The sequence below is a fragment of the Halomonas sp. BN3-1 genome, from assembly GCF_003056325.1.
GTDB lineage: Bacteria > Pseudomonadota > Gammaproteobacteria > Pseudomonadales > Halomonadaceae > Halomonas > Halomonas litopenaei.
In genome coordinates, this window is the sequence record NZ_PYVV01000001.1 from 131,027 (window position 1) to 142,975 (window position 11,949).

Annotated in this window: 9 protein-coding genes; 7 read left to right on the plus strand and 2 right to left on the minus strand. The window is 64.5% G+C overall.

Annotation, left to right across the window (positions count from 1 at the left end):
- Nucleotides 1-67 precede the first annotated feature (67 nt).
- From pstC to pstB, 3 genes are all read left to right on the plus strand, one after another.
- Nucleotides 68-1,324 (plus strand): phosphate ABC transporter permease subunit PstC, encoded by a 1,257-nt coding sequence (gene pstC, locus C9F12_RS00575; protein ID WP_045993231.1) that lies wholly within the window; start codon nt 68-70, stop codon nt 1,322-1,324.
- 18 nt (nt 1,325-1,342) lie between these two features.
- Nucleotides 1,343-2,509, plus strand: coding sequence for a phosphate ABC transporter permease PstA (gene pstA / locus C9F12_RS00580; RefSeq protein WP_045993232.1), 1,167 nt, complete (start codon nt 1,343-1,345; stop codon nt 2,507-2,509).
- Between the two features lie 63 nt (nt 2,510-2,572).
- Complete coding sequence (gene pstB, locus C9F12_RS00585; RefSeq protein ID WP_045993272.1) at nt 2,573-3,382, plus strand: phosphate ABC transporter ATP-binding protein PstB; 810 nt, start codon at nt 2,573-2,575, stop codon at nt 3,380-3,382.
- A 175-nt stretch (nt 3,383-3,557) separates the two neighbouring features.
- Here pstB and C9F12_RS00590 read toward each other — a convergent pair whose 3' ends face one another.
- The gene (locus tag C9F12_RS00590) at nt 3,558-4,748 is read right to left on the minus strand and encodes an MFS transporter (RefSeq protein WP_108447652.1); all 1,191 of its coding nucleotides are present in this window, start codon (nt 4,746-4,748) and stop codon (nt 3,558-3,560) included.
- Between the two features lie 174 nt (nt 4,749-4,922).
- Nucleotides 4,923-6,107, minus strand: coding sequence for an acetyl-CoA C-acyltransferase (locus tag C9F12_RS00595; protein ID WP_108447653.1), 1,185 nt, complete (start codon nt 6,105-6,107; stop codon nt 4,923-4,925).
- Between the two features lie 231 nt (nt 6,108-6,338).
- Between C9F12_RS00595 and C9F12_RS00600 the strand changes: the two genes are divergently transcribed.
- The 4 genes from C9F12_RS00600 (at nt 6,339) to C9F12_RS00615 (ending at nt 11,725) form a co-directional block, all read left to right on the plus strand.
- Nucleotides 6,339-6,905, plus strand: coding sequence for a TetR/AcrR family transcriptional regulator (locus C9F12_RS00600; protein ID WP_045993235.1), 567 nt, complete (start codon nt 6,339-6,341; stop codon nt 6,903-6,905).
- A 366-nt stretch (nt 6,906-7,271) separates the two neighbouring features.
- Nucleotides 7,272-8,924 carry an AMP-binding protein gene (locus C9F12_RS00605; RefSeq protein WP_045993236.1) on the plus strand — a complete coding sequence of 551 codons (1,653 nt, stop codon included), beginning with the start codon at nt 7,272-7,274 and terminating at the stop codon, nt 8,922-8,924.
- A 106-nt stretch (nt 8,925-9,030) separates the two neighbouring features.
- Complete coding sequence (locus C9F12_RS00610) at nt 9,031-9,792, plus strand: SDR family NAD(P)-dependent oxidoreductase (RefSeq protein ID WP_045993237.1); 762 nt, start codon at nt 9,031-9,033, stop codon at nt 9,790-9,792.
- Nucleotides 9,793-9,913: 121 nt separating this feature from the next.
- Nucleotides 9,914-11,725, plus strand: a complete 1,812-nt coding sequence (locus C9F12_RS00615) for an acyl-CoA dehydrogenase C-terminal domain-containing protein (protein WP_108447654.1) — start codon at nt 9,914-9,916, stop codon at nt 11,723-11,725.
- The last annotated feature ends 224 nt before the right edge of the window (nt 11,726-11,949 follow it).

An 11,949-nucleotide genomic window follows, 5' to 3' on the forward strand; every position in this document is an offset into this window, starting at 1 on the left:
GGGTGTCGGCCGGTACACGTTCCGGCAAGCCTATGCTTGCTTGAGCACAGAACCCCGAGAGACACCCATGCAGACCAATCAACTCCTGGCGATGTTCAGCGGCTCGCTGCTTCTGCTCGGTCTGATCGCCTTCTTCCTGGCCCGCGGCAAGGCCGCCAGAGTCCGAGCCTCCGGCACCTCCATGTACGCCCAACCCGATCAGTACGGCTGGTTCACCGTCATGTCAACGGCGGGTCCGGCGCTGGTAGTCGGTGCCGTGGGTGGCTTCATCATGCTGCTCGTGGGTGCCGAGATTCCGCCGCTGCTGCTGCTGGCCAGTTGCCTGGTCATCGCCTGCATCGGCCTGGTGCTGGGCGTGGCGATGGTGCGCCCCGACTTCCACGCGCGTCAGGCGATCGAGCGGGTCATCCGCTTCTTTCTTGCCGGCGCGGCCCTGATCTCCATCTTCACCACCCTGGGGATCCTGCTGTCCATCGTCTTCGAGGCGATCCGTTTCTTCCAGATGCAGAGCTTCTGGGACTTTATCACCGGCACCACCTGGAACCCGGGTGCCAGCTTCCTCGAGGCCGCCGGTCGCGCCGAGGAAGGGGCCAGTGCCGCCAAGTTCGGTTCGGTGCCGCTGTTCGCCGGTACCTTCATGATCACCTTCATCGCCATGCTGGTGGCGATTCCGATCGGTCTGCTGGCGGCCATCTACATGGCCGAGTTCGCGCCGCCCAAGGTGCGCACCATCGCCAAGCCGGTACTCGAGGTGCTGGCCGGCATTCCGACCGTGGTCTACGGCTTCTTCGCCGCCATCACGGTGGCGCCGATCATCGTTGCCGTGGCCGGGTTCTTCGGTCTCGAGGCCTCGTTCAACAACGCCCTGGCCCCGGGCATCGTCATGGGCATCATGATCATTCCGTTCATCTCCTCGCTGTCCGATGACGTCATCAACTCGGTGCCCAACAGTATGCGCGAAGGCTCGCTGGCGCTGGGCCTGACCAAGGGCGAGATGATTCGCGACATCGTGGTGCCGGCAGCCCTGCCGGGCATCATTTCGGCCTCGCTGCTGGCGGTGTCCCGGGCGCTGGGCGAGACCATGATCGTGGTGATGGCGGCAGGCATGCGCCCCAACCTGACCTTCAATCCGCTGGAAGACATGACCACCGTGACCGTGCGCATCGTCGCCGCGCTGACTGGTGACCAGGAATTCGCCAGTGCCGAGACGCTGTCGGCATTCGCACTCGGACTGATGCTGTTCGTGGTGACCCTGAGCCTGAATCTGGTGTCGGTGATCATGATCCGTCGCTTCCGCGAAAAGTATCGCGTCAACAACCTGTAAGCCGTGGAGCCAAAGCCAATGAGACAATCCTTCGATGACATCAGCGCCCAGCTCCGCGCTCGCCACCGCAGGTCGGCCCGACTGAAGTGGGCGTCCATGGGAGCACTCGGCCTTGCCGGCCTGTTCCTGGTGCTGTTCTTTGCCGACATGCTGGTCAAGGGGCTGCCGGCCTTCCAGCAGGCCCAGATCCAGGTCGAGGTGGACTACTCCGAGCAGGCCAGCCAGATTCCCCTGGCGGCGGTTCAGGAAGACGTCCGCCCGCTGGTCAGTCGCGGCTATCTGCGTCTGATCCCGGGTCGCATGGAAGATAACCCGGACCTGCTCGGCACCACCCGCATGGAGTGGGTGCTGGCCGACGGCCAGGTGGACCAGTACCTCAAGGGCCACCACGCCAAGCTCAGCAACAAGGAAATGGCGGTGGTCGATCGGCTGAAAGAGGATGGGCGGGCCGAGCTGCGTTTCAACTCGACCTTCTTCTCCAGCGGTGACTCCAAGATGCCCGAGCTCGCCGGTATCGCTTCGGCGGCCATGGGCACCGTGCTGACTCTGCTGGTGACCCTGGCAGTAGCCTTTCCCATCGGCGTGATGACGGCGGTCTACCTGGAAGAGTTCGCGCCGGACAACCGCTTTACCCAGTTGATCGAGATCAACATCAACAACCTGGCGGCGATTCCCTCGATCCTGTTCGGTCTGCTGGGCCTGGCGATCTTCATCAACTTCTTCGGCGTGCCGCGTTCCTCCCCGGTGGTCGGTGGCCTGACCCTGGCGCTGATGACCCTGCCGGTGATCATCATCGCCACCCGGACCGCGCTTCGCAGCGTGCCCGACTCCATCCGTCATGCCGCCTTCGGCGTCGGCTGCTCACGCTGGCAGATGGTGCGCGATCACGTCCTGCCGGTGGCGCTGCCGGGCATCATGACCGGTTCGATCATCGGCCTGGCTCAGGCCATGGGCGAGACCGCTCCGTTGATCATCGTCGGCATGGTGGCCTTCATCCCCGATGTGACCAACTCCTTTACCGAGGCGGCCACCGTGCTGCCGGCACAGATATTTACCTGGGCGGGCGAGCCTGACCGGGCCTTCATCGAGAAGACGTCGGGCGGCATTCTGGTGCTGCTGTCGATCCTTATCACGCTCAACGCCACCGCGGTGGTGCTGCGCAAGAAATTCGAGCGGCGCTGGTAAACCGGCCCCCAAACAGGATACGTTGCCATGAACATGAAAGTTGCCCAGCGCGGAGAAAGCGTGATGAAGCAGGACCAGCCCGGCCAGCCGGTCACTCGCAACGAGGATGCCAACCACGAGTTGAGCATTCGAGTGAACGACCTGAATCTGTGGTACGGAGACTTCCACGCGCTGAAGTCGATCGACATGGATCTGTACCAGAAGAACGTGACCGCCCTGATCGGCCCGTCCGGTTGCGGCAAGTCGACCTTCCTGCGTTGCCTGAATCGCATGAACGATCTGATCCCGAGCGTGCGCGTCAAGGGCCTGATCGAGATGGACGGCCGCGACGTCTACGAGCCCAAGATGGACGAGGTCGCCCTGCGGCGTCGGGTCGGCATGGTGTTCCAGAAGCCGAACCCTTTCCCCAAGTCGATCTACGACAACATCGTCTATGCCCCGAAGATGCATGACCTGGTCAGCCGCAAGGCCGACCAGGACGAGCTGGTCGAGCGCGCCCTGCGTGACGCCGGCCTGTGGGAAGAGGTCAAGGACAAGCTGCACCAGCCCGGCACCTCGCTGTCCGGTGGCCAGCAGCAGCGTCTGTGCATCGCCCGTGCCATCGCGGTACAGCCGGACGTGATCCTGATGGATGAGCCGACCTCGGCGCTGGACCCGATCTCCACCGCCACCATCGAAGACCTGATGGACAAGCTCAAGCAGCAGTACACCATCATCACCGTGACGCACAATATGCAGCAGGCGGCTCGTGTCGCCGACTACACGGCGTTCTTCCACCTGGGAGAGGTCATCGAGTACAACGACACCAAGACCATGTTCTCGACCCCGCATACCAAGAAGGCCGAGGACTACATCACCGGTCGTTACGGCTAGGCCGAGAGGCGTGCGTGGTAGCGTTCACCGCGGTAGCAAAGGGAGGCCTTCGGGCCTCCCTTTTTACTACCTGTGAACCGGGGCCAGTAGCCGTGGTGGTCCGCTCTGGTGTCAGGATTGGGGTCAGGGTCAGGGTCAGGGTCAGGTGCAGGGGACTGGTGTCAGGGGGCTGGTGTCAGGAACTGGCAGGCTGGCGGCGGACGTAGGCGGCGACACCACGCATCGACCACAGTCCCAGCACCGGTCCGGGCAACAGTAGCCACAGCACGCTCAGTTCGTGCTCCTGCCACAGGCTGGCACCGAGCCAGATGCCGGGCAGGGTAAGGGTGAAGCCGATGGCGTTCATCACCGCCAGGGTCGCGCCGATGTGTGCCCTGGGGGCGGTGGCCGAGGCCAGTGACGAGAACTGGGCCGAGTCGGCGATGACGCTGAAGCCCCAGAGGTACAGCAGGCCCAGCAGTAACAGGGGGCTGGCCTGACCAAGCCAGGGGTAGATCAGGCACAGGGCGCCGGAGGTGGCGAGCGCCAGGTTGGCGGCGCTGGCGCTGCCGTGGCGTCGACTGAGGGCGCCGGCCAGGATGCAGCCCAGCGCCCCCACGGCGATGACCGAAAAGCTCAGCCAGGGCGCCCAGTCGGCTGGCGCCTGAAGGCGCGTGACCTCACGGCCGACCAGGAAGGGCACCAGCAGCCAGAAGGCGTAGAGTTCCCAGCAGTGGCCGAAGTAGCCGCCGGCGACGCTGAGAAAGTGGCGATCACGAAAGGCGGCAAGGCCATCCTTCAGCCTGGCGCGAGACGCGTTTGCTGGCAGGTGCGGGCCGTCGCCCAATAGCGCCACGGCGATGCCACCGGACACCGCCAGGGCCGAGGACAGGATCAGGGTCCAGGCCCAGGGGAGGTCCAGGGTGGCGCCGCGCAGCAGATGGGGCATGGCCGTGCCGAGTGTCAGCATGCCCACCAGCCAGGCCAGGGCGGCCCCGGTGTGACGCGGGGTCCAGCCGATCACCAGCTTCATGCCCAACGGGTAAATGCCGGCCAGGCAGAGCCCGGTGGCGAAGCGCAGCAGCAGGGCGAGGGCGTGGTGCTCGGCAACGGTGATAAAGGCGAGATTGACCAGAGCGCCTGCCAGGCTCGCGCTCAGAAAGATGCGGCTGGCACGGTAGCGATCGGCGAGTCCGCTGGCGGCGATCGTCAGGGTGCCGACGATAAAGCCGAGTTGCACTGCCAGGGTCAGGTGGCCGATTTCGGCCTCGCGAATGCCGAGGTCGCTTCCCAGCGAGGCGGCAACGCCGTTGATGCTGAACCACAGCGATGTACCGCACCACTGTGCCAGCACGATCAGCGGCAGGGCCAGGCGAGAGCGCTCCATGCGTGAGTCCTGTTGTGGATCCAGACCTGAGGTCAAAAAAGATGGCCGGGAGCGCCTGTGGGCGCCCCCGGCCATGCTGACCGCTTATCGGCGTGGAAGGCAAGCGTCGCGCCTGCCTTTCAGACTACGACGTTGGCTAACCAGGTCTCGACGTCAGTCGATCAGCTCTCGGCCTCAGTCGATCAGTTCCACCGCCACGGCGGTGGCTTCACCGCCGCCGATGCACAGGCTGGCGATCCCTCGTTTTCCGCCCTTGGTGCGCAGGGCGTGGATCAGGGTGGCGATGATCCGCGAGCCAGTGGAGCCGACGGGGTGACCCTGGGCGCAGGCGCCGCCGAAGACGTTGACCTTGTCGTGGGGTAGTCCCAGATCGTCCATGGCCATCAGGGTGACCACGGCGAAGGCTTCGTTGATCTCGAACAGATCCACATCGTCCACCGACCAGTCGAGTTTCTTCATCAGTGACTCGATGGCGCCCACCGGGGCAATGGTGAACTCGCTGGGGTGGCGCGAGTGGGTGCTGTGGCCAAGCATGCGGGCCAGCGGGGTGGCGCCGAGGCGATCTGCCGCTGCCCGGGTGGACAGGATCAGGGCAGAGGCGCCGTCGGAGATGGAGCTGGCGTTGGCTGCAGTGATGGTGCCGTCCTTGGCAAAGGCCGGCCTCAGGGTGCGAATCTTGTCCAGGCGAGCCTGGAAGGGTTGCTCGTCATGCTCGACCAGGGTGTCACCCTGACGGCTGGAGACCGTGACGGGGGCCATCTCGGCGGCCAGGTGGCCGGCCTCGGTGGCCTGCATCGCCCGCTCCAGTGAAGCGATGGCGAAGTCGTCCATGCGCTCGCGTTCGTAGCCGCGCTCACTGGCGACCTCCTGGGCGAAGCCACCCATCAGCTTGCCGGTCTCGGCGTCCTCCAGGCCATCGAGGAACATATGGTCCTTGAGCTCGCCATGGCCCAGGCGGTAGCCGCCACGGGCCTTGGTCAACACATGGGGGGCGTTGGACATGGACTCCATGCCGCCGGCCAGCATGACCTCGGCGGTGCCGGCCTTGATCAGGTCGTGGGCCAGCATGGTGGCCTTCATGCCCGAACCACAGAGCTTGTTGATGGTGGTGGCGCCGCGGTGGTCGGGAATGCCGGCCTGGCGCATGGCCTGACGGGCCGGCCCCTGCTTGACCCCGGCCGGCAGCACGCAGCCGAAGATCCCTTCTTCGATGGCGTCTGCCGGAATCCTGGCGCGCTCGATGGCGGCACGAATGGCGCAGGCGGCCAGTTCGGGGGCGGTCTGACTGGACAGGGAGCCCAGCATGCCGCCCATGGGGGTGCGGGCAGCGGCAAGAAAGACGATATCGGACTGACTCATGGCGTGACTCCTGAAACTTTTGCATGTCGATTCTGCGATCGAGCGGCAAGGTGTTGTGTTTGTGTGGGCCGTGGACACGGCGCTGTGATGTCAGTGTGGTTCAGTCCCCGGGGTTTCGCTCGCGACGCGAATCGCGTACGACAAGGTCAGCAAACGACGTTGACCCCGAGGGTGGGCTATGCTTTTCTCAACGAAACCAAGCAAGCGCTAGTGTAACTGTCGATGAATGTAATGAATGACTCGCCCCGTCGCAAGGAGCTGACCCGGCTCGCCGCTCAGCTGTTTGTCCAGGAAGGCTTCGATCGCACCACCGTGCGCATGCTGGCACAGGAAATGGGGATCAAGTCAGGAAGCCTCTTTCACCACTTTCGTGACAAGCAGGAGATTCTTGCTGCGGTCATCGAAGAGGGCACCCAGAACGCCTTGACGTTGGCTCGAGCCGCGCTCAAGGACAGTGCGCCCGACCCCTTGTCCAGGCTGCATGCCATGGCGCGGGCCCATCTGGATACGCTGTTGACCGACCGCAACGCCCACGTGGTAGCGCTGTATGAGTGGCGGCGCCTCGACGACGGCGCTCGGGACCACCTGACCCACCTGCGTGACGCCTACGAGGCGCTGTGGAACGAGGTGCTGGATGACGCCATCGCAGCGGATCTGGTCACCGGCGATCGTGCCCTGGTTTCGCGCTTTGTGCTGGGCGCCCTGAACTGGACGGTGCGCTGGTACGACCCGGACGGACCGCGTGACCCCGAACAGCTGGCCCACGAACTGGTCGTGATGATCACCCGCCGTCCTTGATCTGCCGAGGACAAGGTACCGACGGCCCGCTGTGATGGAAAGCTGGGGCGCGCCGTGTGCCTGGTAGTCGGTTCTGCTCGTCTTTTCTCTTTTTCTGCTGTTCTCCTCTTCCCATTCCCGCGTTGTCGTTGCCTCGATGAGGTTCATCCTTTCGCCGAGGGCGCGGGCACGTCCGTCGTGCTCGGTCGGTGCGGTACTTCGAGGTATTCCTAGACGATGGTCTAGCGCACTCTTGCTTGTGTCATGACGTTGAAGCCTCTAGCTTCAACCCTAGCGCTTGCTAGGTTGACGCTTACGTCAACGGAATATTGCTGCCGGGGTCACCCTGGAGAGCTTCATCAACAATCACAACGCAAGAGGCCCGTCATGAGCCACGTCACGCCCGTCGATGCCGAGAGCTATCGCGAGACCTTCGACATCCAGCAGGTGATCGATCGTCTGGACGACCACCAGGATGGATATCTCAACGCCTATCATGCCTGCTGTGGTCGACATCTAGGGCAGGGCAGAGGCGACGTCCTGGCGCTGGTGCATGAGGACACCGCCGGTCAGGTGAGCCGGTTGACCTATCGTGAGCTCGACCAGCAAAGCGCGCGTCTGGCGGGCTGGATGGCGGCTCGGGGGCTGGGTGTCGGTGACCGTATCGCCTGCATGCTGCCGCGTTCGCCGCAACTGCTGGTCGCCGTGGTGGCGACCTGGCGTCTGGGTGCGGTGTACCAGCCGCTGTTTACCGCCTTCGGGCCGGATGCGGTGGACTATCGCCTGGGACGCGCCGACACCCGCCTGGTCATCACCGACGCGGCCAATCGTCACAAGTTCGACGGCCTGGAAAGCTGTCCCCCGGTGCTGGCGCTGGGTGGGGCCAGCGAGACGCATCCGCAGGACCTATCCTGGGATGAGGCCTTGGCCAGCGAAGCGCTCCAGGACTCGCCGCCGCGGCTGTCGCCGGACGCCCCCTTTCTGCAGATGTTTACCTCCGGCACCGTCGGCAAGCCCAAGGGGGTGGCGGTACCGCTGTCGGCCATGCCGGCCTTTGCGCTGTATATGGAACTTGCCGTCGACCTGCGCCCCGAAGACCGCTTCTGGAACATGGCCGATCCAGGCTGGGCCTATGGCCTCTACTACGCCATCGCCGGGCCGCTGCTGCTGGGCGTCACCACCCACTTCTGCGAGGCGGGGTTCAGCGCCGAGGGAGCGCTTGCCTTCATGCAGCGCCATGACATCACCAACTTTGCTGCGGCGCCCACCGCCTATCGGCTGATGAAGGCCTCGGGTCTGTTCGACAATGCCCATGAGACGCTGTCGCTGCGCGCGGCGAGTTCAGCGGGCGAGCCGCTCAATACAGAAGTGGTGAGCTGGGTGGAGTCGGCGCTGGGCTGTCCGGTGATGGATCACTACGGCCAGACCGAGACCGGCATGACCTGCAACAACCACCACCGGCTCGAGCACCCGAAACACATCGGCGGCATGGGCGTACCCATGCCCGGCTACCGCCTGGTGATCCTCGATGCCGAGTACCAGGAGTTGCCCCCCGGTGAGCCCGGCGTGCTGGCGGTGGATATCGAGCGCTCGCCGGCGCACTTCTTCCCGGGCTATACCTGGCAGGAGAAGCATCCCTTCGCCGAGGGTTACTACCTGACCGGAGACGTGGTGGTGCGCAACGAGGACGGCAGCTTCCAGTTCGCCGGGCGCGACGACGACATCATCACCACCGCTGGTTATCGGGTCGGCCCCACCGACGTCGAAAACTCGGTACTGACCCACCCCGCGGTGGCGGAATCTGCGGCAGTGGGGCAGCCGGACGAGATCCGCGGCGAGATCATCAAGTCCTATGTGGTGTTACGTGACGGCTTCGAGGCCAGCGATGCCCTGGCCGACGAAATTCGTCAGCAGGTGCGAGAGCGCCTGTCGACCCACGCCTTCCCTCGGGTGATCGAGTTTGTCGATGAGTTGCCGAAGACCCCGAGCGGCAAGATTCAGCGCTTCAAGCTGCGAGCCGATGCCGCCGAAAAGGCCTGAACGAGCCGTCGGTATGGTGTCGGGCCAGGCATCCAGATAGACGTTTTTACCTTACGCCCCGAGCGAGTGCTCGGGGCTTGTTGCATGATTGATCAGGAGAATTCGCATGCGTATCGAGAACGCGACCTTTGTCATCACCGGTGCCGGCTCCGGCCTTGGCTCCGCCTGTGCCGAACGCCTGGTGGCCGCCGGTGGTCGAGTCGTGCTGTGCGACTTGAGCGAGGGCGTGCAGGACCAGGCCAGACGTCTGGGCGACGCTGCCATCGCGGTGCAGGGCGATGTCACCTCGGCGGATGACATCCAGGCGGTGATCGACGCGGCCCAGGCCCACGGTGACGGCCTTGCCGGAGTGATCCACTGCGCCGGTGTGGTCAGTGTGGCCAAGCTGGTGGATCGCCACGGCAACCCGGCCGACCTCGACGCCTATGCACGCACCGTGCAGATCAACCTGGTCGGGACCTTCAACGTCATGCGCCTGGCGGCGGCGGCCATGAGCCAGAACCCGCCGGGAGACGACGGTGAGCGTGGGGTCATCATCAATACCGCTTCGGTCGCCGCCTTCGATGGCCAGGTGGGGCAGTGCGCCTACAGCGCCTCCAAGGCGGGGGTGGTAGGCATGAGCCTGCCGGCCGCCAGGGAACTGTCGCGTCACGGCATCCGGGTGATGGCGATCGCGCCAGGCGTGTTCGAGACGCCGATGATGGCGGACATCCCCGAGGATGCCGTCGCCGCGCTGTCCCAGGCGGTGCCTTTCCCCAAGCGGCTGGGCAAGCCCGATGAATTTGCCCGCCTGGCGGAGCAGATCATCACCAACAGCATGCTCAATGGCGAAGTCATTCGCCTGGATGGCGGTATTCGCATGCAGTGAATCCTGCCCTGAAACGAACGCTTGACTTAGAGGGCGGTCGTCGCTACTTTCAAACACATGTTTGAAAGTGCGTCCTGGCGAGGTCCATCGCAGGCGCAGCCACCGAATCCAGGAGTGCCCCATGCCCGACTATCAGGCCCCGCTGCGCGACATGCGCTTCGTGATGGACGAACTGTTCGACTACCCGAGCCATTATGCTCGTCTTCCTGCCGGGGATGATGTCTCGCCCGACGTGGTGGCGGCGATCCTCGAGGAGGGCGCGCGCTTCGCCCGCGAGGTGCTGCTGCCTCTCAACCAGAGCGGTGATCGCGAGGGCTGTCGTCTCGAAGGTGGCGAGGTCAAGGCGCCGAGCGGTTTTCGCGAAGCCTATCGACAGTACGTGGAGGGTGGCTGGCCAAGCCTTGCCGCAGAGCCCGAGCACGGTGGCCAGGGCCTGCCGCCGTCACTGTCGATGCTGCTGTCGGAGATGATCTGTGGCTCGAACCTGGCCTGGGGCATGTATCCGGGTCTGTCCCACGGGGCGGCAGACGCGCTGCGACACCACGGCACCGAAGAGCAGCAGCGTGTCTACCTGACCAAGCTGGTGGAGGGGAGCTGGACCGGCACCATGTGCCTGACGGAGCCCCACTGCGGTACCGACCTCGGGCTGATCAAGACCCGCGCGCTGCCCCAGGATGACGGCAGCTACCGCATCAGCGGGACCAAGATATTCATCTCCGCCGGTGAGCATGATCTGGCCGACAACATCCTTCACCTGGTGCTCGCCAAGCTGCCGGATGCACCCGAGGGATCCAAGGGCATCTCGCTGTTTCTGGTGCCGAAATTTCTGCCAGATGGCCAGGGCGAAGCGGGGGAGCGCAACGGCGTGGTGTGCGGCTCTCTCGAACACAAGATGGGCATCCACGGTAACGCTACCTGCGTGATGAACTTCGACGGCGCCACCGGCTACCTGATCGGTGCGCCGAACAAGGGTCTGGCGTGCATGTTCACCATGATGAACGCCGCGCGTATCGGGGTCGGTATCCAGGGCCTGGGGCTCGCCGAGGCGAGCTTCCAGAACGCCCTGGCCTACGCCCGGGATCGACTGCAGATGCGCGCGCTGTCGGGCCCCAAGGCACCCGAAAAAGCCGCGGATCCGATCATCGTCCATCCGGACGTGCGGCGCATGCTGCTGACCCAGAAGGCTATCGCCGAAGGCGGCCGGATGCTGGTGCTGTATACCGCCCAGTTGGTGGACGTGGTCGAGCAGTGTTCGGCCGGCGAGGAGCGCGAGCGGGCCGAGACCCTGCTGGGCCTGTTGACCCCGGTCGTCAAGGCGTTCCTGACCGAGCTTGGTTTCGAGGCCACCAATGAAGGGGTACAGGTGTTCGGCGGCCACGGCTTTATCCAGGAATGGGGCATGGAGCAGATGGTGCGTGATGCACGCATCACACGGCTGTACGAAGGCACCACCGGGATCCAGGCGCTGGACCTGCTGGGACGCAAGGTGCTGATGAACCAGGGCGAGAGCCTGAAGGTCTTCACAAAGGAGATCCACAAGTTCTGTCAGGCCAATGCCGACGACGAGGCCATGGCGCCCTTTGTTGGCCCGCTGGCCAAGCTCAACAGTCAATGGGGCGAGCTGACCATGGGCATCGGCATGAAGGCCATGAGCGATCGTGAAGAAGTGGGGGCAGCCTCGGTGGACTACCTGATGTACTCGGGCTACGTGACCCTGGCCTATCTGTTCGCCCGGTCGGTCAAGTGCGCCCGGGAAGCGCTGGCGGACTCGCCCAGCGACGCCAGCTTCTACCAGGCCAAGATCCACACCGCGCGCTTCTACTTCGAACGGCTGTTGCCGCGCACCCGTACCCACGCCGCCCAGATGCAGGCAGGGGCCGAGGGCCTGATGGCGATGGACGCGGAAAGTTTCGGCCTTGGATTCGAGGTGTAAACGGGACTGCCTGTCGACACGATGTTTTGCTGAGCTCTCTCGATCGGGTGACTGATCGTTGATGGGCGGCGAGCCTGGCTCGCCGCCCTTTTTTTATCGTGGCGAAGCGAGTCCGGGGAGGCGTCTGTCGGAGCAGAAGACTGAGACACTTCATTAGCCGCCATACGGGTTTCATGGCATGATGCGTCGATACGCATATTCTTATAGTGAAGGTGATGCAAGAC